Annotated in this window: 23 protein-coding genes and 1 tRNA gene; 12 read left to right on the top strand and 12 right to left on the bottom strand. The window is 68.6% G+C overall.

What is annotated here, in order from left to right:
* Nucleotides 1–153: 153 nt before the first annotated feature.
* On the bottom strand, nt 154–1,419 hold the full coding sequence (locus ACFCYE_RS16775; RefSeq protein ID WP_376180573.1) for an SH3 domain-containing protein: 1,266 nt from the start codon (nt 1,417–1,419) through the stop codon (nt 154–156).
* 157 nt (nt 1,420–1,576) lie between these two features.
* On the opposite strand from ACFCYE_RS16775, the gene ACFCYE_RS16770 reads away from it, so the two are divergent.
* Together ACFCYE_RS16770 and ACFCYE_RS16765 are read left to right on the top strand one after the other, a co-directional pair.
* A complete protein-coding gene (locus ACFCYE_RS16770; RefSeq protein ID WP_376180572.1) occupies nt 1,577–2,026 on the top strand; it encodes a phosphatase PAP2 family protein in 450 nt (149 codons plus the stop codon).
* 21 nt (nt 2,027–2,047) lie between these two features.
* The gene (locus tag ACFCYE_RS16765) at nt 2,048–2,566 is read left to right on the top strand and encodes a hypothetical protein (protein ID WP_376180570.1); all 519 of its coding nucleotides are present in this window, start codon (nt 2,048–2,050) and stop codon (nt 2,564–2,566) included.
* Between the two features lie 228 nt (nt 2,567–2,794).
* Here ACFCYE_RS16765 and leuS read toward each other — a convergent pair whose 3' ends face one another.
* Entirely contained in the window at nt 2,795–5,365 is a 2,571-nt protein-coding gene (gene leuS / locus ACFCYE_RS16760; RefSeq protein WP_376180568.1) for a leucine--tRNA ligase, read from the bottom strand.
* A 62-nt stretch (nt 5,366–5,427) separates the two neighbouring features.
* Complete coding sequence (locus ACFCYE_RS16755) at nt 5,428–6,750, bottom strand: anthranilate synthase component I family protein (RefSeq protein ID WP_376180566.1); 1,323 nt, start codon at nt 6,748–6,750, stop codon at nt 5,428–5,430.
* Between the two features lie 43 nt (nt 6,751–6,793).
* On the opposite strand from ACFCYE_RS16755, the gene ACFCYE_RS16750 reads away from it, so the two are divergent.
* Genes ACFCYE_RS16750 through ACFCYE_RS16740 form a run of 3 tightly spaced genes read left to right on the top strand, consistent with a single transcriptional unit; the run spans nt 6,794 to nt 9,419 of the window.
* Entirely contained in the window at nt 6,794–7,528 is a 735-nt protein-coding gene (locus ACFCYE_RS16750) for a DedA family protein (protein ID WP_376180564.1), read from the top strand.
* Nucleotides 7,529–7,533: 5 nt separating this feature from the next.
* On the top strand, nt 7,534–8,562 hold the full coding sequence (locus ACFCYE_RS16745; protein WP_376180563.1) for an App1 family protein: 1,029 nt from the start codon (nt 7,534–7,536) through the stop codon (nt 8,560–8,562).
* The gene (locus ACFCYE_RS16740; protein WP_376180561.1) at nt 8,562–9,419 is read left to right on the top strand and encodes a 3-methyladenine DNA glycosylase; all 858 of its coding nucleotides are present in this window, start codon (nt 8,562–8,564) and stop codon (nt 9,417–9,419) included. The genes ACFCYE_RS16745 and ACFCYE_RS16740 overlap by 1 nt, the downstream gene beginning before the upstream one ends.
* 21 nt (nt 9,420–9,440) lie before the next feature.
* Here the strand turns inward: ACFCYE_RS16740 and ACFCYE_RS16735 are convergent, their stop codons facing one another.
* The gene (locus tag ACFCYE_RS16735) at nt 9,441–10,097 is read right to left on the bottom strand and encodes an SDR family oxidoreductase (RefSeq protein ID WP_376180559.1); all 657 of its coding nucleotides are present in this window, start codon (nt 10,095–10,097) and stop codon (nt 9,441–9,443) included.
* Nucleotides 10,098–10,184: 87 nt separating this feature from the next.
* Nucleotides 10,185–11,252 carry a flavin-containing monooxygenase gene (locus ACFCYE_RS16730; RefSeq protein ID WP_376180557.1) on the bottom strand — a complete coding sequence of 356 codons (1,068 nt, stop codon included), beginning with the start codon at nt 11,250–11,252 and terminating at the stop codon, nt 10,185–10,187.
* A gap of 85 nt (nt 11,253–11,337) precedes the next feature.
* Here ACFCYE_RS16730 and ACFCYE_RS16725 point away from each other — a divergent pair, with 85 nt between their 5' ends.
* From ACFCYE_RS16725 to ACFCYE_RS16715, 3 genes are all read left to right on the top strand, one after another.
* Nucleotides 11,338–11,835, top strand: a complete 498-nt coding sequence (locus ACFCYE_RS16725; protein WP_376180555.1) for a hypothetical protein — start codon at nt 11,338–11,340, stop codon at nt 11,833–11,835.
* Nucleotides 11,836–11,932: 97 nt separating this feature from the next.
* A tRNA-Ala gene (locus ACFCYE_RS16720) sits at nt 11,933–12,008 on the top strand.
* Between the two features lie 180 nt (nt 12,009–12,188).
* A complete protein-coding gene (locus tag ACFCYE_RS16715) occupies nt 12,189–13,319 on the top strand; it encodes a DUF4232 domain-containing protein (RefSeq protein ID WP_376180553.1) in 1,131 nt (376 codons plus the stop codon).
* 57 nt (nt 13,320–13,376) lie between these two features.
* Here the strand turns inward: ACFCYE_RS16715 and ACFCYE_RS16710 are convergent, their stop codons facing one another.
* A complete protein-coding gene (locus ACFCYE_RS16710; protein WP_376180551.1) occupies nt 13,377–14,723 on the bottom strand; it encodes an MFS transporter in 1,347 nt (448 codons plus the stop codon).
* 90 nt (nt 14,724–14,813) lie between these two features.
* On the opposite strand from ACFCYE_RS16710, the gene ACFCYE_RS16705 reads away from it, so the two are divergent.
* Nucleotides 14,814–15,170, top strand: a complete 357-nt coding sequence (locus ACFCYE_RS16705) for a winged helix-turn-helix transcriptional regulator (RefSeq protein ID WP_376180550.1) — start codon at nt 14,814–14,816, stop codon at nt 15,168–15,170.
* 1 nt (nt 15,171) lies between these two features.
* Here the strand turns inward: ACFCYE_RS16705 and ACFCYE_RS16700 are convergent, their stop codons facing one another.
* Nucleotides 15,172–16,011 (bottom strand): transposase, encoded by an 840-nt coding sequence (locus tag ACFCYE_RS16700; RefSeq protein ID WP_376180548.1) that lies wholly within the window; start codon nt 16,009–16,011, stop codon nt 15,172–15,174.
* 74 nt (nt 16,012–16,085) lie between these two features.
* Here ACFCYE_RS16700 and ACFCYE_RS16695 point away from each other — a divergent pair, with 74 nt between their 5' ends.
* Nucleotides 16,086–16,619, top strand: a complete 534-nt coding sequence (locus ACFCYE_RS16695; RefSeq protein WP_376180546.1) for a hypothetical protein — start codon at nt 16,086–16,088, stop codon at nt 16,617–16,619.
* A 12-nt stretch (nt 16,620–16,631) separates the two neighbouring features.
* On the opposite strand, the gene ACFCYE_RS16690 is transcribed toward ACFCYE_RS16695, so the two are convergent.
* Genes ACFCYE_RS16690 through ACFCYE_RS16680 form a run of 3 tightly spaced genes read right to left on the bottom strand, consistent with a single transcriptional unit; the run spans nt 16,632 to nt 19,772 of the window.
* Nucleotides 16,632–18,209 carry a tripartite tricarboxylate transporter permease gene (locus ACFCYE_RS16690; protein WP_376180545.1) on the bottom strand — a complete coding sequence of 526 codons (1,578 nt, stop codon included), beginning with the start codon at nt 18,207–18,209 and terminating at the stop codon, nt 16,632–16,634.
* A complete protein-coding gene (locus ACFCYE_RS16685; protein WP_376180543.1) occupies nt 18,202–18,747 on the bottom strand; it encodes a tripartite tricarboxylate transporter TctB family protein in 546 nt (181 codons plus the stop codon). Before ACFCYE_RS16685 ends, ACFCYE_RS16690 begins: the two co-directional genes overlap by 8 nt.
* On the bottom strand, nt 18,744–19,772 hold the full coding sequence (locus ACFCYE_RS16680) for a Bug family tripartite tricarboxylate transporter substrate binding protein (RefSeq protein WP_376180542.1): 1,029 nt from the start codon (nt 19,770–19,772) through the stop codon (nt 18,744–18,746). Before ACFCYE_RS16680 ends, ACFCYE_RS16685 begins: the two co-directional genes overlap by 4 nt.
* 158 nt (nt 19,773–19,930) lie before the next feature.
* Here ACFCYE_RS16680 and ACFCYE_RS16675 point away from each other — a divergent pair, with 158 nt between their 5' ends.
* Both ACFCYE_RS16675 and ACFCYE_RS16670 read left to right on the top strand, forming a co-directional pair.
* Nucleotides 19,931–21,523, top strand: a complete 1,593-nt coding sequence (locus ACFCYE_RS16675; RefSeq protein ID WP_376180540.1) for an ATP-binding protein — start codon at nt 19,931–19,933, stop codon at nt 21,521–21,523.
* Nucleotides 21,520–22,203, top strand: coding sequence for a response regulator (locus tag ACFCYE_RS16670; RefSeq protein ID WP_376180538.1), 684 nt, complete (start codon nt 21,520–21,522; stop codon nt 22,201–22,203). The genes ACFCYE_RS16675 and ACFCYE_RS16670 overlap by 4 nt, the downstream gene beginning before the upstream one ends.
* On the opposite strand, the gene ACFCYE_RS16665 is transcribed toward ACFCYE_RS16670, so the two are convergent.
* Both ACFCYE_RS16665 and ACFCYE_RS16660 read right to left on the bottom strand, forming a co-directional pair.
* Complete coding sequence (locus tag ACFCYE_RS16665) at nt 22,185–23,231, bottom strand: YihY/virulence factor BrkB family protein (protein ID WP_376180536.1); 1,047 nt, start codon at nt 23,229–23,231, stop codon at nt 22,185–22,187. The two genes, ACFCYE_RS16670 and ACFCYE_RS16665, sit on opposite strands and share 19 nt — an antisense overlap.
* 2 nt (nt 23,232–23,233) lie before the next feature.
* A complete protein-coding gene (locus tag ACFCYE_RS16660) occupies nt 23,234–24,274 on the bottom strand; it encodes an aromatic acid exporter family protein (protein WP_376180535.1) in 1,041 nt (346 codons plus the stop codon).
* Nucleotides 24,275–24,403: the final 129 nt, after the last annotated feature.

Genomic DNA, 24,403 nt, shown 5'->3' with positions numbered 1-24,403 from the left:
CCACCAGAAGCGCTCGCCGGTACATCGTGATCTGGCAGAAGCGTTGCTCAGCGACCTGGCCGGTAGTCGGATCTATTGCTGCGAGGAATTCCCGGATCGCGGTTCGAGCGTTCTGGGCACCCGGGCCCGCTCACGGGCCTGGGTGCCGGACGTTCAACCCGGCGTGAGGTAGTCCTTGTGCACCCAGCCGGTCTTTCCGGCGTACGTGACCTTGCGCCAGGAACCGGTTGACGCCAGTACCTGACCGACGCTCTTGCCCTTCGGGATCGTCAGCAGCGGCTTCTGGCTCGTCGACGCCGTGGGCCGCAGGTTCAAGGCCGCTGTGGTCTTGTAGATGGCCGGCTTCGGCGCCGCGGGTGTCGCGGTCGACGTCGTGAGGTAGTCCTTGTGCACCCAGCCGGTCTTTCCGGCGTACGTCACCTTGCCCCAGGAACCGCTCGAGTCCAGGATCTGGCCGACGTCCTTGCCCTTCGGGATCGTCAACAGCGGCTTCTGGCTCGTCGACGCCGTGGGCCGCAGGTTCAACGCCGCCGTGGTCTTGTAAGTGACCGTGGACGGGGAGCTTCCGACCGGAGCCGGAGCAGGAGCGGGAGTCGTGATGACGGGGCGAGTCGGGCTGAGCAACCAGTTCGCGATCCATCCGCTGCGTGAACCCGCCTTGACGGGCAGGAACGAGTTGGAGACGTGGCCCGGCACCGCCGTGACCATGGTGCCGGCGGCGAGTTTCACGACGACGGCCGTTGCCGTCGATGCTCCTGCGCGCAGGTTCACCGCTCCGGTCGTGTAGTACGTGCATGTACTGGGTGCGGTTTTGGCGGTGATCGCGGTGGCCTGCTTGGGCAGGTCGACGCCGCGGCTCTTCAGCCAAGGGACCGGATCGAGCTGCTTGTTCCCGCCTGCCTGGTGCTCCCAGAGCTCCAGGTGCAGATGCGGGCCGTTGGTGTTGCCGCTCATGCCCACTGAACTGATCCGCTGCCCGGCCTTGACGGTCTGACCGACCTTCACGTGGGTCGTCGCCGACCATACGTGCAGATACTTCGTCGTGTACGTGACCTTGCCGACGGTGTGACGGATGTCGATGTGCCCAGCGACCGAACTGGATCCCGAGACAGTGGCGGTGACGACACCTGCCGCGACGGCGTAGATCGGCGATCCGTTCTTCGTCGCGAGATCGACGCCGCCGTGCGACGTGGTGGCGCCGGGCATCGGCATGCAGCGCGGACCTTGCCACGCCGAAACATCGTACGACTTCGCCGCGAGCGGCAACACGAAGGTCGTCGCCGCAGGCACGGCGGCGACCGCCGCACCCTGGGCCCCAGAGGCGGGCACAGCAGCAGCCGCAGGGGCCGGCGCGGCAGCTACCGCGGCGGCCGGGGACAACCCTGCGACACCCAGCACGATCGCGGTCGCAACAGTCACTGCATGACGTGATCTGAGTTTCATGATTCTCCGGACGAGCGGGACGGCGCGGTGGGGGCGCGCAACATTCCGACATTACCGGTGTGGTCGGTTTCATCGCCAGTCACGAGCGGAAACGACATATCAGCTCGTGCTCGGGTGATGCGGCGATGGCACATTGATCCCAGCTGGGAGCCAGCCATTTCAGATATCGCCCGTTCAGCCCGAGCGCCGGAGCAGGCTCGTAGCGGGCGCCGGGGGTGTCGTCGTCGCCTACGCGGTGAGCGAGGGGGCGAAGCTGCTGTTCGCGCAGCCGCGACCCTGCAGTCGCTGGCCTATCGCCGCTGAGTGCCCTCCCGTAGGCGACTGGTCCTTACCGTCGAATCACGCGACGCTGGCGTTCGGTGCGGTCGTCGTCGTCGCGTTCGCCCTCGGGCGAACGTGGACCACATGGTTCGCAGTAGCGATCGCCGCCTTGGTCGCGATCGGACGAGTCGCTCAGGGCGTCCATTACCTTCACGATGTCGCCCTCGGCGCCCTGCTCGGACTGGTGGTGACGACTGCGGTCGTCTGGCTCGGAACTCGAGCGACAGCGCCATCTCCGCGGTCCGCCGCGCCGCCGAGCTGATGAGCCGAGGTCGCAAGGATCGTGGCGGGCACCGCGGCGCGGGGCTACGATCCTCCCATGAAACCCGACGATCTGTGGTTGGCACAAGACGGCAACTTCACGCAGGTGCGTCGCAGAAGTCTTGTGTCGCGGTTGGCTAGTTACGCCGGCGGTGTGATCGGGCTGCTCGCCGGCCCCGCCATGATGATCACGCTCGGAGCCGTCGGGGCGTTCGAGTTGCCCTCGTTGATCGGCGGCGTAGCCATCATCATCGTCGTGGGCGGCCTGGGACTGGCAACGATCGTCTCCACCTCCCGCATGCAGCGACGGGTCCATCGCCTCGAAGAACGGGGTCGCCTCGCGACCGCCGAGGTGCTGGATCCAAGATCCGTGAGCCTCGGAGAGGAGACGGGCGTCGAAGTCACCCTGCGCATCAGCGGGCCTGGCGTGCCCGTGTTCGAAACAACCCACCGAGGTACAGACGGGGATATCGAGCGCCTGGGAAGCTCATTCCGCGTCATCGTCGATCCGTCCGACGGCGCCTACATGATCGTGCGCTGAACCGGGCGACCGGACTCGCAAGCAGCCTCACCCGCCGAACCGGTTCCGCGCGCATCGTTCGCCGCTCTCACGGCCTTCCGAGTTTCGGCCACAGTCGCCTTCTCGACGTTTCCGGCTTACCCTTTGGCGCCCGCGACGCGCGCGACGCGCGACACCGCCTCGATGACGAGCACGACTATGGCGGCCCATATCCGAGGTCGCCCCACGAGAAGACGCGCGTCTGCTCCCTCAGCCTTTGACGACGATGCTGACGATCTTCGGGGCGCGGACGACGACCTTCAGGATCTCCCGGTCGCCGATCGCGCGGATCACGCGATCATCCGCGCGAGCGATCTTCTCGAGCTCCTCCGCACCGATCTTGGCGGGCACCTCGAGCTGGGCACGGACCTTGCCGCCCACCTGCACGACAGCGGTGACGGAATCCTCCACCAGCAGCGACGGGTCGGGCGAACGCCACTGGGCGAGTCCGACGGACGGCTCGTGACCGAGCACCTCCCACATCTCCTCCGCCGTGTGCGGCGCGATGAGGTCGAGCATGACCGCGACGGTCTCGGCTGCCTCGCGCACGGCGGGATCGCCCGCGCCCGCACCGGTGTCGATGGTCTTGCGGGTGAGATTGACCAGCTCCATCAGACGCGCGACGAGAACGTTGAACTTCGTCTGCTCCACCAGCGCCGGGGCATCGGCCAGCAGCCGGTGGGTACCACGGCGCAGCGCAGCGTCGCCTCCGGCGAAGATGACGTCAACGGGGCTGGCGACATCATGCGCGACGCGCAGCGCCCGCGCGAGGAACTTCTGGGCACCGGTCGTGGAGACGTCGGCCCAGTCCTTGTCGTCCTCGACCGGCCCGGCGAAGGCCATACCGACGCGCAGCGCATCGGCACCGTGAGCGTCGAGCTCCTGTTCGAAGAGGACGAGGTTGCCCTTGCTCTTGGACATCTTCTGACCGTTCAGGATCACCATGCCCTGGTTGATCAGGCTGCTGAACGGCTCGGTGAAGTCGATCAGCCCCATGTCGAACAGCACCTTGGTGATGAAGCGTGCGTACAGCAGGTGCAGGATCGCATGCTCGACACCGCCGATGTAGCTGTCGACCGGAGCCCAGCGGTCCGCCTCGGCCACGTCGAACGCGACCTTGTCGTTGCCGGGCGACAGGAAGCGCAGGAAGTACCACGAGCTGTCGACGAACGTGTCCATCGTGTCCGGGTCGCGCAGCACCGGGTCGCCGGTGGCCGGGTCCGTCGTGCGCACCCAGGTCTCTGCCGCGCCCAGCGGGGATGCCCCCTTGGGCGACAGGTCCAGACCGTCGACGCTGGGCAGCTTCACCGGCAGCTGGTCCTCGGGCACCGGAATGATCCGGCCGTCCTCGGCGTGCAGCATCGGGATCGGAGTGCCCCAGAAGCGCTGACGGGAGATCAGCCAGTCGCGCAGACGATAGTTCTTCGCTGCGCGTCCGGTGCCTGCGGCCTCGAGCTTCTCGATCGTGCGGGCGATCGCGTGGCGCTTGGACAGGCCGTTCAGCTCGCCCGAGTTGATGAGTCGCCCCTCGCCCGTCAGGGCGGTTCCGGTGACGGACGGGTGCTGGTCATCCAGGCTCGGCAGCGTGTCGACGGGGACGCCGTCCTCGTCGACCTCGATCACCGGCATCGCGCCCGTCACCGGCGCAGTGGTGTCGACGACGACCTTGACCGGCAGATCGAACGTCCTGGCGAAGTCGAGGTCGCGCTGGTCGTGCGCCGGCACGGCCATGACGGCACCGTGCCCGTAGTCGGCCAGCACGTAGTCGGCCGCCCAGATCGGCAGCTTCTCCCCGTTGACCGGGTTGATCGCGAAGCGCTCCAGGAACACACCCGTCTTCGGACGGTCGGTCGCCTGCCGGTCGATGTCGGTGGTCTTCTGGACGTCGGCCAGATACTCCGCGAAGCGCTCGCGCACCTCCGAGGGCGCGTCGGCTGCCAGCTCGGAAGCCAGGTCGGAGTCCGGAGCGACGACGAAGAAGGTCGCACCATGCAAGGTGTCAGGGCGCGTCGAGAAGACGGTGACCGGCTCGTCGCGACCTTCGATGACGAAGTCGATGTCCGCACCGACCGACCGGCCGATCCAGTTGCGCTGCATCTGCAGCACCTTGTGCGGCCAGGAGCCCTCGAGCTGGTTCAGATCGTCCAGCAGGCGGTCGGCGTATTCAGTGATCTTGAAGTACCACTGGGTCAGCTTCTTCTTCACGACCTCGGCGCCGCAGCGCTCGCAGCGGCCGTCGACGACCTGTTCGTTGGCGAGCACCGTCTGGTCGTTCGGGCACCAGTTCACGGCGCTCTTCTTGCGGTACGCCAGACCGCGTTCGTGCAGCTTGAGGAACAGCCACTGGTTCCAGCGGTAGTAATCGGGGTCGGAGGTGTGCAGCACCCGGGACCAGTCGAACGACACCCCGTAGGACTGGAACGCCGCCTTCTGCTGCGCGATGTTCGCGTACGTCCACTCGCGCGGGTCGGCGCCACGGCGGATGGCTGCGTTCTCCGCCGGCAGCCCGAAGGAGTCCCATCCGATCGGGTTGAGGACGTTGTGCCCGCGATGGCGCCAGAACCGCGCCACGATGTCGGAGTACAGGTAGTTCTCGGCGTGCCCCATGTGCAGGTCGCCGGACGGGTACGGGAACATGGCCAGCACGTACTTGCGCGGGCGGGTGTCTTCGGTCCCGCCCGTGAGGAAGGTCTCGTTCTCTGCCCAATACTTCTGCCACTTCGCCTGCAGGGCGTGCGGGGACGGCAGAGCGGATGCTTCTTCAAACGTGTTCTCGGACAAGAGCGAACGGCCAATCTGGAAAGCAGGGGAACGCGGAGATCGCGAAGTTCCAGGTTATCGGATCATCCTGCGATCCAGGCGTCCGGCAGCCGGGCACCGAGGGCCGCCAACGGCGCCCTCGCCTTGATCGCGACCTCTGCCACCTCGGCATCCGGCTGGGACCCCCAGGTGATCCCGCCACCGGCACCGATGTGGGCACCGCGCTCGTCGATCAGGATGCTGCGGATCACCATCGCCAGATCGAGCGCACCGTCGAGGCCGATGTATCCGAAGCATCCGCTGTAGACACCCCGCGGTCCGCGCTCGAGAGCGTGCAGGATCGTCATCGCCGACAGCTTCGGCGCTCCGGTCATGCTCCCGGCAGGGAACGCCGCGGCGAAGAGATCCGAGACGGTCGTCGACGGCGCGGGCACGCCGCTCACCGTGCTCACCAGCTGGTGCACTGCGGGGTAGCTCTCCACGTCCCACAGTCCGTCGACCCGGATCGTGCCCGGGGTGCAGACCTGCGACAGGTCGTTGCGCATGAGGTCGACGATCATGACGTTCTCCGCACGTTCCTTGACGCTGGCGAGCAGCTCGGCCGCGAGGGCGGCGTCCTCCGCGGGGTCCACCGAACGCGGCCTCGTCCCCTTGATCGGACGCGTCACGATCCGGCCGTCATCGGTGAACAGGAACTGCTCGGGGCTGGCGCTGAGCAGCGACCGTCCTCCGATCCGGATGAACCCGCCGTGGTGCGCCGGCGTCGCCCGCCGCAGTCGCAGGTACGTCTGAATCGGATCATGCTCCCCCGGCACATCGAATCGAGTCGTCAGGCACAGCTGATAGGCCTCGCCTGCGCGAATCGCATCCCGGCAGCGCGCGATGAGCGCCGCATATTCGTCCGGTGCGTGCCGCCCCCGCGCGAGCGACGGGGCGGCGTCGTCAGGGATGACGGGCACAGCGGGCGCAGCGCATCGCTCCGCGACCTCGAGCGCCCAGGCGTCGAGATCGGCTTCGGGAGCGAGCGCCCAGAGCACGCCGTCCGCGTGGTCGAACGCGACAGCTCTGCGCACCCGCAGCCACGCACCGCTCGAGCGACCATCACCGTCGACCGGCGCCCCGGCCGCCGCGGCACCGGACTCGTAATCGTTCCAGCCGATCCAGCCGCCTGCGAATGGGGGGCGGGATCGATCGCGGGACGGCACCGCATCGATCCGGATGGCGCGAGGCGCCTCGGCATCCGATTCCACGTCGCCGGAGCCGACGATGCTCCACCCCTGGCGCGTGCCGGAGCCGGCGTCCAACCAGAACACGGACTCCTGATCGGTCTGCTCGCGCAAGAACAGCTGCTCCGGCGTCGCGGAGACCGTCAGAGCTCGGGCGCGGAGGGCGGAGATGTGCGGCACGCTCCCAGCGTAGGGCCGACCGGCTCGGCGTATTCTCGTGATCGTGGACGACTTCCTGCTGTGGTTGCTGGATGCCGTGCAGTCGGTCGATCCGATCGCGCGCACGCTGATCGCGGGCGTCGCCGTGCTGCTGGAGACCAGCATTCTGATCGGACTCATCGTCCCCGGCGACACGATCGTCATCATCGCCGCCATGGGTGTCACCAGCCTCGCGGAGGGCATCGCGCTCGGCATCGCCGTCGTCATCGGTGCGCTCATCGGGGAGAGCATCGGGTTCGCGCTCGGGCGCTGGCTCGGACCGCACATCCGGCACTCGTGGCTCGGCCGACGCATCGGCGAGGCCCACTGGGCACGTGCCGAGATCTATCTGCGACGCCGCGGCGGGCTCGCCATCTTCCTCTCGCGCTTCCTTCCGGTGCTGCACTCGCTCGTGCCGCTGACCGTGGGAATGAGCGGGTACTCGTATCGCCGTTTCCTGGCGTGGACCGCTCCGGCGTGCATCCTGTGGGCCGCCGCGTACGTCAGCGTGACGTCGCTCGCCGCCGGCAGTTTCCGTGAGCTCGTCGACCGTGTGCACTTCGCCGGCTACATCTTCGTCGGTGTGATCGTCCTCTTCCTCGTGGTGCTCCTGGTGGGCAAGAAGGCGCTCGCGGCGTGGGAGAGCCGTCACATGCACGAGCACGCAGACGGCGACACGACGGACCAGCCGACCGAGCGCCCGTCCGACCGAATTCTGCCGAACGGGAGCGAGGGCACCGGCCCAGGCATGAAAGACTGATCAGGATGCCCGATCAGCCCGCCACTCCGGCCAGGATCCACTGGTTCGCCCGTCTGGAGCACCGTCTCCATGTCTGGCGCGAGGGCCGCGCCCGCCGGCGCGGCCGCACAGCGACGATCCTCCCCTTCCCCGGGTACGGCGGAGCCGGCTGGGTACGCGTCGTCGGACGTGTGCTGATCGTGCCGCCGCAGCGACAGGACGAGAACGGCGAGTACGCGAGCATCCGCGGGTGGCGCAGCTTCGTCGGCATCCCGGTCGGCTTCGCGAACGTCGAGGTCACGATCGGCGGACGCACCCAGGTCGTGCCCGCCGACCGCGGCGGCGTCATCGACACCGTCGTCAAGGCGGATCTCGAGCCCGGATGGCAGTCCGTCTCGATGTCGGTGGAAGGACAGCCTGCCGTCGAAGGCACCGTCTTCGTGGTCGACGAGAAAGTCGATTTCGGCGTCGTGTGCGACGTGGATGACACCGTCATGGTCACGGCGCTCCCCCGGCCGTTCGTGGCGGCCTGGAACTCGTTCGTCGTAGACGAGCACGCGCGCCTGCCGGTTCCGGGGATGGCAGTTCTGCTGGAGCAGATCATGCGCCAGCACCCCGGATGCCCGATGGTCTACCTCTCCACGGGCGCATGGAACATCGCACCGACGCTGAGCCGCTTCCTGACACGCCATCTGTTCCCGTCCGGTTCGATGCTGCTCACCGATTGGGGCCCGACGCACGACCGTTGGTTCCGCAGCGGTCGTGAGCACAAGCTGACCAATCTGCGCCGGCTCGCGGCGGAGTTCCCGCACGTGCGGTGGCTGCTGATCGGCGACGACGGACAGCACGATGAGGCGATCTACACCGCATTCCAGCAGGAGCATCCCGGATCCGTGGCCGGCGTCGCGATCCGCCAGCTCTCCACGACCGAGGCCATGCTGGCCGGTGGTCGCGCCCCGTCCGACGATCACTCCGACGACGCAGCCCCGTGGGTGACCGCTTCGGACGGCGCAGGGCTGCGCGAGCGCCTCGGCGATGTGGGGATCCTGCACTGATGACCGCCGCGCTCAGCTCGATGCAGTGGCGCGCACGCGAGCAGGCGCACCATGATCGCGCGGACGCGCTCACCGCGGCGCATCGCGCGCGGGCGGCACGGCGGGAGAAGCATCCGGTCCAGGACTTCCTGTACACCTACTACAGCTACAAGCCGGCGCAGCTTCGGCGATGGCACCCCGGCGCAGGCGTCGTGCTCGAAGATGCGCCGGAGCGGGTGACCTGGCGCTGGTACTCCCCCGGTCCGTCCGTCGATTCGGCCGCTCCGGACGCTGCCGCATTCGCCGCCGGAAAACCCGAGCTCGCCGGGCTCGTCGAACGGATGCTGCGGCGCACCGCATCGCGCCCAGGGCAGTTCGGATGCTTCGGCCTGCACGAATGGGCGATGGTGTACCGCGAGCCGGAGCACCGGCATCCCGTGCCGTTGCGACTCGGGCAGGCCGGCACCGATGCCGTGGTCGAGACGCACGAGCTGCGATGCACGCATTTCGACGCCTTCCGGTTCTTCACACCGGATGCCGTGCCGCGCAATCGTTCACCGCTGACGCGCGAGGGCCAACCGGTGTTCGAGCAGCCAGGGTGCCTGCACGCCGGCATGGACGTCTACAAGTGGGCGATGAAGCTGGGCCCGCTCGTGCCGGGCGAACTGCTCCTGGACTGCTTCGAACTCGCCCGCGACATCCGCGAACTCGACATGCAGGCCGCCCCGTACGACCTGAGCGGGTGGGGCGTCGTGCCGGTGCCGATCGAGACGGTCGACGGCAAGGCCGAGTACGTGCGGCGCCAGCGCGGATTCGCCCAGCGGGGCAACGCGCTGCGGGAGCGGATCCTGGAAGCCTGGCTGGGCACGGCGGCCTGATCCGCCGTCAGACCGTCTCCGTCAGGCGCGCAGCGCCACCTCGATCGCCTCGGGCGCGCCTTCGAGGCCGTTGCCGAAGCGGATCGTCCGGCGGACCGTGGCCGGCTCGACGAGCGTCTGAGCGATGACCGCGGCGACGTCGGCCCTGGAGACGGCGGCGCGGCCGGATTCGTCGAGCTGGATCCGCCCGGTGGGTGCGTCGAACGTGAGGGCCCCCGGACCGAGGATCGTCCAGTCCAGGTCCGTGCCGGTCAGATGCGCATCCGCCTGCCATTTCGCATCCGCGTACGCGAAGAAGCTGCTGTCCGGATCGACTCCGTGATCGGCGTGGGAGCCGATCCACGACACCATGGCGTAGCGGGTGACGCCGGCGCTGTCTGCCGCGCCCATCGATCGGATCGCCGCGTCCCGGTCGACCGCGTACGTCCGCTCCGCGTCCCCGCCGCCCGCGCCCGCGGACCAGACGACCGCGTCGTGGCCGGAGACGAGCTCCGCGAGTGCGTCGGCATCCGCGTTCTCGATGTCCGCGACGACGGGACGCGCTCCCGTCGCCGCGACATCATCCGCGTGGTCCGGATTGCGGATCACCGCCGTGACCTCGTCCCCGCGCGCGACCAGCAGCGGCGCGAGCAGGAGGGCGATGCGGCCGTGGCCGCCGAACACGATGATGCGCGACATGGGATCTCCCTGGCTCGGTGTGGTTTCAGTCTGGCAGTTGTGACGTGGCGATCACAGGGACCTGCGATGCCGCGGACACGCACGCGATCACACGACGGTGGTCGCCGCGCTCGAGCGGAGCGCGCGTTGCACGCCCCTCGCCGCTGTACGGCCGGCGCGGTTCGCCCCGATGGTGCTGGCCGAGGGTCCGTATCCGACGAGTTGCACGCGCGGATCCGCGACGGCAGTGGTGCCGCGGCCGTTCCGATCCAGCTGGATGCCACCCGCCGCGCTGCGCAGATGCAGCGGCGCGAGGTGGGCGATCGCCGGCCGGAATCCGGTCGCCCAGAGGATCGCGTCGACGCGCTCGAACGTGCCGTCGGCCCAGCGCACCCCATCGGGCTCGATGCGGGCGAACATGGGACGACGCGCGTCATAGGCGCCGAGCCGCTCGGCCTCGCGCTCCTGCGGGCGCAGCATGAGGCCGGTGACACTCACCACGCTCTGCGGCGGCAGACCTTGAGCGACGCGCTGCTCGACGAGTGCGACCGCCGCAGCGCCTGCCTCCGGGGTGAAGTCATCCGTGCGCCAGACCGGCTCGCGACGGGTCGCCCAGAGCGTGTCGGTGATCGGCGCGAGCGCGCCGAGGAACTGCACCGCCGACGCTCCCCCGCCGACGACGAGAACGCGCTTTCCGCGGAAGTGCTCGGGCCCAGGGTAGTCGACCGTGTGCATCTGCTCGCCGAGGAAGGTCTCCATACCGGGATAGTGCGGAAGGAACGGGTGGCTCCACGTCCCTGTCGCGTTCACGATCGTGCGACTGCGCCACTCGCGCCCGCCGGCATGGACGACGAGGATGCCGTCGTCATCGGTGACGCGGTCGACGGCGACGGGCCGAACGATCGGCAGGTCGTGCTCGCGCTCATAGGCCGCGAAGGACGCCGGCACCGCCTGGTTCGCACGCTGTGCGTCGCGAGGCGGCGGCGTCGAACCCGGCAACTCGGCGACGCCGTGGACATCGCGCATCGTGAGGGCGTCCCATCGGTGCTGCCATGCTCCACCCGGCTCGCGATCAGCATCCAGGACGATGTGTCGGACGCCGAGCCGTTGCAGATGGTACGAGGTCGACAGTCCTGCCTGACCCGCGCCGATCACGATGCTGTCGAAGATGTCCACGCTTGATGTGAACGCCGCAGGCGGTGCGGATGTTCCTCGCGCGACCGGTCCCGCGTGCCAAGATGGGCCGGACGGAGGGTCGGACATGACGGACACATCGATGAGGCCGAAGACCACGCAGCTGCCTGGTGCCGAGATTCTGATGAGACTGCGCAGGCTCATCATCGTCGGTCTCCTGGCGGCGATCGGAAGCTGGTTCCTCATTAGCGGGAGCAAGGGGCAGTGCGGTGGTTCCATCGATGCCGACGGCGGGTATCTGGATGCCGCGGGCCAGCCCGCCCTCGACGAGCCGTTGTGCGCGACGCTGAATCTGCGCCCGAATGGTGTCATGCCCGTCGTCATCGCCGTCGTGGTGCTTTGGGTCCTCGGCCGGATCATCCGCTCGGCGGCGGGCGAGGCCGAGGCGATCCGAACGATCGACCGCACGGCCGCCGTCATCGCGATCGTGGCCGCGGCCGGCATCGTGATCTCTTACATGTGGTTCGCGCTGACTCCGATCCCCGAACCCGGCTCGAGCTTCACAATCTTCTCGCCTTTCCCGTTCGCGACCATCGACGTGGACGTGAGCCCGATGAGTTCGTGACAGACCGAACACTCCCGAGATCGCGCGCGGATTCGCGCCGGGCGCCGATCCTGTTGTATTCTTTTCGAGTTGCCCCGGCCGGTACGGGACAGCTTCTGGGCCTGTGGCGCAGCTGGTAGCGCACCTGCATGGCATGCAGGGGGTCAGGGGTTCGAGTCCCCTCAGGTCCACCAGAGAATCCCGCGAGAGATCGCGGGATTTTTCGCATTCTGATGTCGTTTCGTTCGCACTGAGCCACGCCTCGCGACGCCGTGTCGGAATACCGGTGATCTTCACTCGCCCTCGCGGGGCGCCGGCGCCCTCCGCGATATGGTCGAGACTCCGCGACTGTGCGGGTCAACGGAGGAAGTGCGATGCGACGTGGTCTGATCGGCGGCGTCGTGCTCGCCGTGTTCTGGTTCATCTGCGGTTGGGTGCCGTACGCCCTGTCTTCGGCCGGCGGGAGCCTGGCCACTCTGGGACAGTTCGTTCCATCTCCCCTGGCTCGCGGAGTCTTCGGCAGCCCGGTCGTGTGGGCGGTCATCGTGCAGGTTCTGATGGGTGTCGCGCTCATCGCCGGGTTCGGAGCGCTCGCTTCCCAGCTCTCCGCCGGCCGGTTCGGCTTCGCAGCGAACTGGCTCGCCGCGATCCTGACGGCGTTCGCCATCGGAGCTGCACTGGACCTCGGGAACTTCTCCTCCTGGGTCGGCAGCTTCGGGGTTCGGGGTGCTGCCGGCACCATGGGAGCCGCGCCGCTCACGACGCTGTGGGCAGTGCTCGTGGGCTGGATCCCCGCACTCGTGTCCGCACGCCGGGTCCACTCGCACGATTCCTCTGCGACACCGACTCCCCGTCGTCCGGGAAGGAACGCGGTGGCGGTATCGGCGCTGATCGCGGTCGTCGCGCTGATCGGCCTGCCGTTCGCGTCCTTGGCCGGCGACAACGCAACCCAGGAACGCCTGCGCGACGAGGCAGCGGCAGCGCAGGAGCTGGCGGATCCGAACGGTCCGGCCTTCCCCGACCCGGATGCGACCGGGGAAGCGGTCAAGACCGCAGCGCCCTCCGACGGGCGGGCCGCTGAGGGCGCGTGCACGTCGGCGAACACGACGATCCTGGCTCCGGCGCCGGAAGCCGCGACCGGACATCGTGGCCAGTGGATCTCGCTCGTGAACGTGTCCGAGGAGCCGTGCGTCGTCGAAGGCTACCCGGACGTTGCGTACGGGGACCAGAACGGGCACGCACTGGACGTGGCCGTCGAGCACGGCGGGTCCTTCATGGCGCAGGACCCCGGGGTCACGCCGGTGACTCTTCAGCCCGGCGAGGCCGCCTCAGCTGTGATCGGGTGGGATGCGAACTCCGTGAACGAGCAGCTTGCCGCGAGCAGCGTGTGGATCGCGGTCACCCCAGGAGAGGAACGGCTCTCCTGGGACATCTCCCTGGACATCGTGCCCGGCGCGACCGTGCATGTGACGGCGTGGCAGGCCGAAGCCCCGGCGGGTAGCTGACGCCGCCCTCAGCTCTCGGAGAGCGACCGGCAGCGCTGACCCGGTGGAGTCAGGCGCTCAGGCAGCGCCGCCTCGGCGGATCAACGGACCGACGGCCGCGACGAACACGACGACCGCGCCGGTGGCGATAGCGATCACGAAGCCCTGCGGGGAAATGAGCGCGGCGAGCGTGCCGAGCACGGCGATTCCGAGTCCGCCGCCGAGCGCGAAGCCCACTTCCTGGATCGCACCGACCTGACCCGCGTGTTCGAGCGTCGTCACATCGAACAGTGTCGTCGCCGCGAGGGTGCCGGCGACGCCGAAGCCCAGTCCGACCAGTGCGAGCGGCACCACCACCGAGTCGAAGTCGAACGCAAGACCGCCCAGCCCCACGCTCTGCAGCAGCAGTGCCGACGTGGTCGCGGCGCTCGAGCTCAGACGGCGCAGCACCACCGGCGCCAGAACACCGCCGACGACGATGAAGATCGCCTGCGGAAGGAGCATGACCCCTGCTTCCGACGCAGCCATGCCACGAGCATCCTGCAGGTGCAGACTGACGAGAACCACGGATGCCGCAGAGGCACCGCTGCTGACCAGTATCCGCATTATCGCCGGGCTGAAGCTGCGCACGGCGAACAGGCCGACGTCGATGAGCGGATCGATGAGCCGCCTCTGGCGCGCGACGAAGAAGACGAGCCCGATCGCCGCAACGGCACCCGCGACCGCCGCTGCCAGCGGCGCCGCGAGAGCTTCGTGCAAAGCGTAGACGAGCGACCCGAGCGCCACGATCGAGGTCACGATGCTCACGACATCCCAGGTCTGCACGCGCGCGCTCCGCGATTCCGGAACCAGCCAGAGGGTCAGCACCACCGCTGCGACGGCGAGCGGCACCGCCCCGAGCAGAAGCCACCGCCAGCCGGGACCGTCCGCGAGCAAGCCGCCGAGCACGGGCCCGAGCGCACTGCCCGCCCCGAAAGTCGCGGTCCACAGTCCGTAGGCGATCACGCGCTCCCGCGCCTGGTAGTGCGAGCCGATGGTGGCGACGACACCCGCGATCACGAACGCCTCTGCCGTGCCCAGCAGAGCTCGAACGACGATCAGCACCAGACCGCTGGACGCGAACCCACCCACCGCATTGAGCACCGCGAACCCGACCAGGCCGATCAGGATGATCCGTTTGCGTCCGAAGGCGTCGCCGACGCGCGCGGCGAGGATGAGCGTCGCCGCGAGAGTGAGCGAATAGATGTCGACGAACCAGAGAACTTCAGTGTCGGTGAAGTGCAGCTCGCTGCGGATGGCCGGCAGCGCGGTTGCAACGCTGCTGATCGCGAGAGCGCCGATCAGGACGCCGAGCAGAAGCGGGAGCATCGCCCACCAACTGCGGTATGAGGAGCGGGTGGGTGTGGGGGCGGTATCGACGGTCACAACGCAATTCTGTAAAGTACTGCCGTAACGGGCAAGTACTGACTTTCTTGTCAGGTACTACCCCTTCGGATACTAAGGAGACGGGCGACGATGCGCGAGAAGACGGAACGGATCATCACGGAGTGGTCATCGTCCTGCGACGCCGAGGTGGCCATCGCCGTCCTGGGCGGTGCATGGAAGCCCAGCATCCTGGCGCTGCTCGAGGAGCACGGTGTCCTTCGTTTCGGCGAGCTGAGTCGTCTGCTGCCTGGCACGACGCCCCGCGTGCTGACACGTCAGTTGCGGGAGCTCGAGGCCGACGAGCTGATCACCCGCACCGTTCATCGGCAAGTGCCCCCGAAGGTCGAGTATGAGCTCAGCGAGATCGGCCGAAGCGTCAGCCCCCTGCTCGCCGAGTTGACGCTCTGGGGCCGCAGGTACGCCGAGCCTCATCGAGAGCGTCCTTGACCTAATCCGCCACCCGCGCACGCGCCTCGTCCAAAGCGGAACGCGCGGCGTCCACCTCGCGTTCCGCGCTCCGAAGCCGTTCGTCGCCGTCTTCCACAGCCTCGTGAGCCTTCCGGATATCCCTGCGGACTCGTTCGAGCTCGGAAACGAGCTCGGTCTCCTGCCGGCGCAGCTCGTCCAGCCTCGTCGCAGCCTTGTCGCGCTCGCCACCGACATCGCTCAGCAGACGCTCGCTCTTCGCGAACTGCTGCTCGGCAGAGCGCACGGCCTGTTCTGCCGCCTTGCGCGCCCTCCGCTGCTCGAGCTCGTCCGGCGGCGTCACGCGCACCGATCGCGGCGAGACGGCACCCGCCACCGCATCCACGAGATCGACCGCATCACCGCCCGACGGTGCCAACGGACGGATCAAGCGCCCCGATGCGACGGCGTCGGCGGCGCCGGCATCGAGCATCGCGGCGTTGAGCGTCTGCTCGACCGCCTCCGTCGTCGCCGCCGTCACGTGCGCACCGGAATGTTCGGCGAGGTCGGCCGCCGCCCGCGCGAGCTCCGCGACGAGCGTGCGGCGCTGGCGGGTGAGGGCCGTCAATGTCTTCGCATCCAGCTCCTCCTGCGCTTCTCGCAACGACTCCCCCAGCTCCAGCGCCTGTGCGAGTTGGTCTGGTCGCTCGCGCGCGAACAGGTTGACCACCCACGCCGGCGCGAGGGGCTTGCGCAGCGCCTTCACGCCGGCGGCGAGGTCGTCGTCCGCAACGACCTTGGCCCGCTCGTTGCGTGCCGCCACGAACTCATCGAGCGGGCGCCCATACAGTTCGGCTGCGATGTCCTCGAGCGATTCGATCATCTGCCCATTGTCGCCGCTGAGGTCTGCGCCGTCACCGTCATGCGGGGTCTGCACCCCGACCCTAAACTGGCGACATGTCGTCACCAGCCACTCCCGAGCACAGCCTCCTCAAGATCCACCGTGCCCTCAGACCGGGATTCGGAACCGAGGCGGCCGTGTACGGGACGATCCTCGTGAGCGGCTTGATCGCGGTCTCCTCCGCTCACGGCGAGACATCGTTCGTCGTCCTGCTGACCGTCGCCATCACGATCGTGGTGTTCTGGGGTGCGCACGTCTACGCAGGAACGGTCGCTCGTGTCGGCGAGACGGATGCCTCCGGTCAGCTCACCGGGGTCGGGGCAGCCTTCCGAACCTCGATCCAACGCACGTTCGGGCTGTTGACGTCGGCGACAGTGCCCGCCGCGATACTGCTGGCGGGCACGACGAGAGTGATCCCCGATGACCTCGCGATCGATGCCGCCCTCTGGTCCGGCACCGTCATCCTCGCCTTCCTGGGGTACGTCGCCTTCTTCCGTCGTGGCAGCTCGCTGCTCGTCCGGCTCGCCGGTGCGCTCGGGACAGCCTGTTTCGGCATCGTGTTCGTGATCCTGAAGGCATTCGTGCACTGAGGACCGCTCGCCTCATCTCTCCCGCAGCTGCTCCGCGATCTCGGCATCCACAGTCCGTATCGTCGCCGTGTCGATATCCGGGAGCGCTGCCTCGAAGCGCGCCTGCCGGCGCTTGAGCCACAGCCCGAGCACGATCAGTGCCACCATGACCGAGTAGATGACGATCGAGCCTGGACTCTGCACGAGGTACAGCGGATCGCCCTGGCTGATGGCCATCGCCTTGCGCAGCTGCTCCTCCGCCATCGGTCCGAGGATCGCACCGACGACCATCGGCGACACCGGATACCCGTGTCGACGCATGAAGAACCCGATCACACCGAGCAGCAGCAGCACACCGATGTCGAAGACGGTGAAGTTCGCGGCATACGCCCCGAGCCCGGCGAACACCAGGATGCCGGCGTACAGATAGGGACGCGGAATCCGCAGCAGCTTCGCCCACATCCCCACCAGCGGCAGGTTCAGGATGATCAGCACGACGTTGCCGATGTACAGGCTCGCGATCAGTGCCCACACGAGAGCCGGCTGGCTGTCGAACAGAAGCGGACCAGGGCGGATGCCGTACGTCTGGAATGCCGAGATGATGATCGCCGCGGTCGCGGTGGTGGGCAGCCCCAGTGTCAGCAGCGGCACGAGCACCCCGGCGGCCGCGGCGTTGTTCGCCGCCTCCGGACCCGCGACGCCCTCGATCGCCCCTTTTCCGAACTGCTTGCGGTACGGGTCCTTCGCGAGCCGCTTCTCCGTCGCGTACGACAGGAAGGTGGCGACGTCGGCGCCGCCGGCAGGAATCGATCCGATCGGGAAGCCGATCGCGGTGCCGCGAAGCCACGGCTTCCACGATCGCTTCCAGTCGGCCTTCGACATCCACGTCCGCCAGCTTCCGGAGACTGGAATGGTCGGCAGGGTCCCGTGCCGCAGCCGCGACCCGACATACAGCGCCTCCCCGACGGCGAACAGTCCGACGGCGACGATCACGACGTCGATCCCGTCGCCGAGGTTCGGGATGCCGAAGGTGAACCGTGCCTGGCCGGTCAGCGTGTCGGTGCCGACGAGTCCCAGGAACAGCCCGATCGACAGCGACACGATGCCGCGGACGGGACTGGATCCGAGGAGAGCACCGACGGTGAGGAACGCCACGATCATGAGCGCGAAGTAGTCCGCCGGGCCCAGCGTGACGGCGAAGTCGGCGATGAACGGGGCGAACAGCGTGAGCAGAGCAGTGGCGATCGTTCCCGCGATGAACGAGCCGATCGCCGCGGTGGCCAGCGCAGCGGTCGCGCGGCCCATCCTGGCCATCTTGTTGCCCTCCATCGCCGTGACGATGGAGGCGGACTCCCCCGGTGTGTTCAGCAGGATCGACGTCGTCGACCCGCCGTACATACCGCCGTAGTAGATGCCGGCGAACATGATGATCGCGCTCGTCACATCCAGCGTGTAGGTCAACGGGAGCAGCAGCGCCACGGTCATGGCCGGCCCGATGCCCGGCAGCACGCCGATCGCCGTTCCCAGCAGCACGCCGATGAACGCGAACAGCAGGTACTGAGGTTGGAGCGCCGTCGCGAACCCCTCCATGAGCAGCTGCCAGCTATCCACCGAACACCCCCGGAAGGACAGTGCCGAACGGCGGCAGCGACAGGCCGAGAAGCGTCCCGAACAGCAGCTGGGTGAGGATGCCGAGCCCCGCCCCGATGATCAGCGCCATCCACCAGCGCGCCGCGCCCAGCGCGAGGGCCGCGCCCGTGAACAGCACGACGACGGCGGCAGGCCAGCCGAGGAGTGGGATGACGAGCATCAGCGAGGCGAACGACACCACGAGCAGCAGCACGGTCTTCCACGACGTGGGCGCTTCGGCGTCGATGTCCTCGGCCTCGTCGGGCTGTCCCACGTTTCCTCGCAGCACGGCGACGATCGCGCCCAGCGAGGCCAGCAGCATCAGCCCGGTGACCGCGTACGGCAGCACCCGAGCGCCCAGGACGTTCGAGGACCCCATCGGCTCGCGGATGAAGCCGGTCATCACCAGGGCGACGGCGGAGAACACCGCGATCACCGCGAGAAAGACCAGTTCACCCGCCCTGCGGGATCGCGTGGCGCCGACGGCCGCCTGCGCTCCCGTCGTGATCGAGTCCGTCATTCGATGAGCCCGATGGTCTTGAGCGTGTCCTGGGTCGTCGTGATGTCCTGCTCGAGGAAGGAGGAGAACTCGTCCCCGACCAGGAACGCGTCGGTCCAGCCGTTCGTCTCGAGCACCTCAGCCCAGGCATCCCCGTCGTGGGCCGTCGTGACGAGCTCCTCGAGCGCCGCCTTCTGCTCGTCGGAGATGTCGCCCGGCGCGATCAGGCCGCGCCAGTTCGTGACGACGATGTCGATGCCCTCGTCCGTCAGGGTGGGCACCTCCGGAAGCAGAGCCGCCGGCTCGTCCGACGACACCGCGAGCGCCTTGAGCTCGCCGGCCTCGACCTGCTGCGCGAATTCGCCGACACCGGAGATCCCGGCCTGCACCTGACCGCCCAGCAGCAACGTGAGTGCCTCACCGCCCCCGGAGTTCGCGATGTAGTTCAACGTGCTGGGGACGTCGGCGGCGTCCACTCCGGCCTCGGTGAGCAGCTGCCCGGCCAGGATGTGGTCGATCCCTCCCGCAGAGCCGCCTGTCACCGCCATGCCGGCTCCCTCATCGACCCAGGCGTCGACGAAGTCCTCGATCGTCTCGTACGGGCTGTCCTTGGGCACCACGACGACCAGCGGCTCCTCCGTGAGCTTCGCGATCGGCGTGGTGTCCTCGATGCGCACATCGGATGCGTTGGTCTCGACCGCTCCCACCATGACGCTGCCGGTGATCATCAGCGTGTTCGGGTCGGTCTCGGTCGCCAGCGACGCGAGGCCGACCGTGCCGCCCGCACCACCGATGTTGCTGACCGGCGCTGAGGAGACGAGCTTGTCCGCGGTCAGCGATTGCGCGAAGGCACGCGCGGTCTGATCCCACCCGCCACCGGGGTCTGCCGGCGCGATCACCGCGACGCTGTCGACGGTGACCTCGCCGCCGCCGGCGTCGCCACCGCCGGATGTGGGCTCGCCCGAGCAGGCGGCGAGCGTCAGGGCTGCCACGCCGGCGGCGGCTCCCCAGACGAGTCGGGTGCGGATGCGGCTGTGCTGTGTCATGAACTCCTCCTCGAGTCCTCAAGCCCGGCAGCAGCGCCGGGCGCGTATCCGGCCAACGTAGATGCGCACGCTGCCGAGCGCGGGTTGTGTTCGAAACGAGGGGTTGTGGTCGTTTTGGTCGCACGCGAGCATCTTCTGCACACGCCTAGCATGGAGCTGTGGTGAAGGCGATGACGCTCCGCACGCAGCTGGTGCTGCTGCAGGTCGTCATCGTGCTCGCGATCGTGCTGACCGTCGGACTCGCTGCGATGCTCACGCAGGAGCGCCAGATCCGCGAGGCCTCCCAGGAGCGCATGATCGCTGTGGCGCAGTCGGTCGCGCAGCTGCCGACCGTCGTCGAGGCCTACGACGACGAGGACCCGGCCGCGACGATCCAGCCGATCGCCGAACTGATCAGGGACTCGTCGAACGTGGCCTACGTGGTGGTCACGGACGGTGACGGCATCCGCTTCTCCCACCCGAATCCGGATCGGATCGGCGAGCCGGTCTCCACCGACCCGAGCGTCGCCCTGTCGGGCGAGATGTACACCGGCACCCAGACCGGCACACTCGGGGAATCCTGGCGCGTGAAGGTCCCGGTGTTCGATGCCGATGGCTCGGTGATGGGGCAGGTCTCGGTCGGCATCCTGGAATCCGACCTGCGCGCCGATTTCTTCGGCGACATCACCGGCTTCCTGCTCGCGCTCGGCGGCGCGACTGTCGTCGGGGTCGTCGCCGCGACCGGCGTCGCCCGCATCGTCCGGCGGCGCATCTTCGGCCTCGAACCCGAGGAGATCCGCAGCCTCCTCGAGACGCGGGAGGCGACCCTGCACGGCATCCGCGAGGGCATGCTGGCCTTGGACGAAGAAGGACGGGTCTCACTCTGCAACGACTCCGCGGCACGCCTGCTCGGGCTGGCATCCCCGGCTGAGGCGACGGGGCGCGCGGCGTCCGACCTGCTGGACGATCTCACGCTGGTGGTCGCCGAGGCGGATGCCGATGACGCCCCTGCTCAGCGCCTCGTGCTGTCCGGAGAACGCGTCCTGCTCGCGCGAGCGGCATCGGTGCGGGTCAAAGGACAGAGGGTGGGAACGGTGGTCACCCTGATGGACCGCACCGAACTCGATCACGCTCTGCGCGAGCTCGCCGGCGCGCAGAGCCTTGCCGAGGGGCTGCGCGCTCAGCAGCACGAGTTCTCGAACACCCTGCACACGATCGGCGGGCTGATCGAACTCGGCGAGGTCGATGCCGCCCGTCGCGTCGTCGAGCGCGCGGGCGACGGCGGAGCACTCAATCATCTGGACGCCCCGACCGGTGTGCACGACATCGAGCTGTCGGCGATCCTGCTGGCCAAGCGCGCCAGAGCACGCGAGCTCGGCATCGCGCTGACGGTCGCGGACGATTCACGGCTGCCGGCCGACAGCGGAGGCGAGGACCTCGGCACCGTGGTCGGCAACCTCCTCGACAACGCACTGGATGCGGCAGGGCAGGGCGGGCATGTGGGCATCGCGCTCACGCAGGACGGGAACGGGGACATCCGCATCGTCGTCGAGGACGACGGCCCGGGCGTTCCTCTCGAGCGCCGCGGCGATGTCTTCCGTCTCGGCTTCTCGACGAAACCGGCTGACCGCCGCCGCGGTTACGGACTGACCATCGTCGCGCGCATCGTCGAGCGCAGGGGCGGCACGATCGAGCTCGGGCCGTCCGCGGCGGGCGGTGCGCGCTTCACCGTGCGTCTTCCGATCGCGCAGAACGCGGGGATGCCGGCATGACGCGGCTTCGGACCCTCATCGTCGAGGACGACTTCGCGGTCGCGCACGTGACGCGCGGCTTCGTCGAGCGCCATCCCCGCTTCGAGGTCGTCGGCGTCGCACCGACGGGAGCGGACGCACTGCGTGCCGTGCACGAGTTGGACCCGCAGGTCATGCTTCTGGACGTCTACCTCCCCGACATGTCCGGCATCGACGTGCTCCGCCGGGCTCGGGCCGCCGGCGCGCACCTCGAGGTGATCGCGGTGACCGCCGCGCGCGACCTGGAGACGGTCAGGCGCGCCAGAACCCACGGCGTTCACCACTACGTCGTGAAGCCGTTTCCGATGCAGAGTCTGCACGAACGCCTCGATGACATCTGGCGGGTCGTCTCGCGGGATGCCGAGCTCACCGGAACCGTCGAGCTCGATCAGGTCACGGTCGACGCCCTGATGCGACACGACGCGGTCACCATGGCCGCGCAGCGCAAAGGCGTCTCCCCCGCGACGCTTCAGCGCGTCGCCGCAGCGCTGGACGCTCAGTCCGCGCCGATGTCGGCGATGGAGGTCGCCGATGCACTGGGCATGTCGAGGGTCAGCGCGCGGCGCTACCTCGAACGGCTCGTGGAATCCGGGATCGCCGAGCGCACGCCGACGTACGGCAGCGTCGGGCGTCCAGAGCTCCGCTATCGCTCGCTCGCGTGAGGATCCTGCTGGTCGCCCTGCACCCGTCGTAGCTGCGCCGCTTTGCGTTCTTCAGCGCCGTCACGGCGAGCAACGCTGGCGATGAGCGCGGCGTCGCGCAGTTCGACCTGCACCTGCCGCTCGGCCGGCACCCCGGCGCGCAGTTCGCGTGCGCGCTCGAGTTCGACATCGATCGCGACGCCGAGCAGCAGCGCCATGTTCGCGATCCAGAGCCACAGCAGGAAGATGAGGATGCCCGCGAACGGGCCGTACAGCCGTTCGTAATCCACGATCGAGGTCAGGTAGAAGCCGAAACCGGCCGACGCGATGCCGAAGACGATCAGCGCCGCCGCCGCACCGAGGCTCATCCACCGAAAACTCCGCGGCGCCACGTTGGGGGCGAAGTAGTAGAGGATCGCGATCAGCAGGATCGTCACGACCGCCAAGGCCGGCCAGCGCACGACCGACCACACGAACAGACCGACCTCCCCCACGCCCCACAGCTGTCCAATGCCGCGCGAGACGCCTTCGCCCATCACCGCGATGAGGACGGCGACAGCGACCAGCACGATCATCACGGTCGTGAGCACGAGATGGGCCGGCTTCGACTTCCAGAACGGTCGGCCCTCCTCGACGCCGTAGATGTGGTTCGCCGAACGGCTGAACGACGTCACGTAGCGCCCAGCCGACCAGATCGTCACCACGAGCGAGAGCACGAGCACCCATCCCGTGGTCGTCGCCTCCGCCAGTTCGGACAGCACCTGCCGCATCGCCGCCGCCGCGCTGTCCGGCAGCACGGCCTGGGCCGCGCGCATCACGCTCTGCAGGCGTGAGCCGTCCCGGCCGAGCAACGCGATCGTCGAGATGAGAGCGATGGAGGCGGGCACGACCGCGAGCACGGCGTAGAAGGTCAGCGCCGCCGCACGGTCGGGGCAACGGTCCGTCACGAATTTCCGGCCCGCGCGGCGCGCGGCCAGTGCCCACGCATCGCGGCCGAGACGCCACGGGGGCGGCGAATCGAACTTCTCACCCTGCGAGCGTGATGTCATCATCACTCCTTACCTGCTTGGGCGTGCAGCAGAACCACGATCCGCCTGAGGTGCGTGGCCACCAGAACACCAGGGCCCAAGATGCTCCGCTCGGATTCCTGGCCCGCTTCGAGCGCCACCACGAGCAGCCGCACGGCGCGTGCCGCCTCCTGTCGCGCGCGGTGCGCGTCCGCACCGTCGTAGCCGATGGCCGCTACCGCCAGAGCGGTCGACGAGCACCCGCGCGCGATGGCCGGGATCAGCTCGCGATCGAGCGGGAACGCGCCTGGACGCTCGCGGACGACGTCTTCGAGCGCGTCCGAGATGTCGCGCACCCTGACCGCGATCGATTCGAGCGTCTCGAGCAACCGGTGCGCGGACTGCGTCCCGTGGCGGCCACCGATCGCTCGCGGGTTTCCGCGTCGACTCCGGTCCGCTTCCGTGACGGCGGCACGGACATCGCGCGCGGTCGTCTCGAGGGCGTCCGCGCCTCGCGTCCACTCCGTCCGCTCCGGCGGCCAGGATGCCTCGAGCGCATCGCCGATCCCGGCGAGGTGCTCGGCGAGATCGTGCTGATATGCATCGACTCTGGCTTTCGCCGTGGCCGAGAAGGTGCCGGGCGCGATGAGAAGATTCACGGCCAGCCCGACGCCGAACCCGACCGCCATCTGCACGAGATAGCCGAGGGAGTACGCCTCGGCGTCGTGCCCTCCGATGACGAGCACGAACACCGCCGCGACGGCGACGTACTCCCGGCCGACGCCGAACCATCCGGTGCCTGACAGCAGCACGCCGATGCCCGCGACGAGTGCGAGGGTCCATACGTTCGGCCCGACCGTGAACACCACGAGGAGCGCGAGAATCATGCCCGCTCCCAGAGCGGCGAGGGTCTGCGCGCTCGACCTCACCGAATCCATCAGCGTGGGATGCATGCTGATGAGCGCACCGAGGGGCGCATAGTACGGATACTCGTCGGTGACGCCGGGCGTGAAATGCGCCAGCGTCCACGCGATGCCGACGGCCAGCGCGGTCTTGGCCGCCAGAAGGAGCCGAGCCCCGGTCACGGCCTCTCGCGCGGACGCCCCGATCGATCTGGAGCGCTGTGCGAGGGAAGTCCGCGCCCTGTTCACGCGCGCGTCCACGGACGAACGGGCATGGCAACCTCCTGCATCGGCGTGTCAGCCATCCTGGCC

Origin of the sequence: Microbacterium sp. NPDC056234 (assembly GCF_042267585.1) — a bacterium.
In the GTDB taxonomy this organism is placed as follows: Bacteria; Actinomycetota; Actinomycetes; order Actinomycetales; family Microbacteriaceae; genus Microbacterium.
Note: the sequence above shows the minus strand (reverse complement) of the source record. Positions and strands in the feature narration are given on the sequence as shown.

Excerpts from the sequence above, each read along its gene's own strand:
- ACFCYE_RS16695 (WP_376180546.1), top strand. The coding sequence starts at position 16,086 with ATGTCGTCACCAGCCACTCCCGAGCACAGCCTCCTCAAGATCCACCGT.
- ACFCYE_RS16685 (WP_376180543.1), bottom strand. The coding sequence starts at position 18,747 with ATGACGGACTCGATCACGACGGGAGCGCAGGCGGCCGTCGGCGCCACG.
- ACFCYE_RS16740 (WP_376180561.1), top strand. The coding sequence starts at position 8,562 with ATGACCGCCGCGCTCAGCTCGATGCAGTGGCGCGCACGCGAGCAGGCG.
- ACFCYE_RS16725 (WP_376180555.1), top strand. The coding sequence starts at position 11,338 with ATGACGGACACATCGATGAGGCCGAAGACCACGCAGCTGCCTGGTGCC.
- ACFCYE_RS16670 (WP_376180538.1), top strand. The coding sequence starts at position 21,520 with ATGACGCGGCTTCGGACCCTCATCGTCGAGGACGACTTCGCGGTCGCG.
- ACFCYE_RS16665 (WP_376180536.1), bottom strand. The coding sequence starts at position 23,231 with ATGACATCACGCTCGCAGGGTGAGAAGTTCGATTCGCCGCCCCCGTGG.
- ACFCYE_RS16680 (WP_376180542.1), bottom strand. The coding sequence starts at position 19,772 with ATGACACAGCACAGCCGCATCCGCACCCGACTCGTCTGGGGAGCCGCC.
- ACFCYE_RS16705 (WP_376180550.1), top strand. The coding sequence starts at position 14,814 with ATGCGCGAGAAGACGGAACGGATCATCACGGAGTGGTCATCGTCCTGC.
- ACFCYE_RS16700 (WP_376180548.1), bottom strand. The coding sequence starts at position 16,011 with ATGATCGAATCGCTCGAGGACATCGCAGCCGAACTGTATGGGCGCCCG.
- ACFCYE_RS16715 (WP_376180553.1), top strand. The coding sequence starts at position 12,189 with ATGCGACGTGGTCTGATCGGCGGCGTCGTGCTCGCCGTGTTCTGGTTC.
- ACFCYE_RS16745 (WP_376180563.1), top strand. The coding sequence starts at position 7,534 with ATGCCCGATCAGCCCGCCACTCCGGCCAGGATCCACTGGTTCGCCCGT.
- ACFCYE_RS16735 (WP_376180559.1), bottom strand. The coding sequence starts at position 10,097 with ATGTCGCGCATCATCGTGTTCGGCGGCCACGGCCGCATCGCCCTCCTG.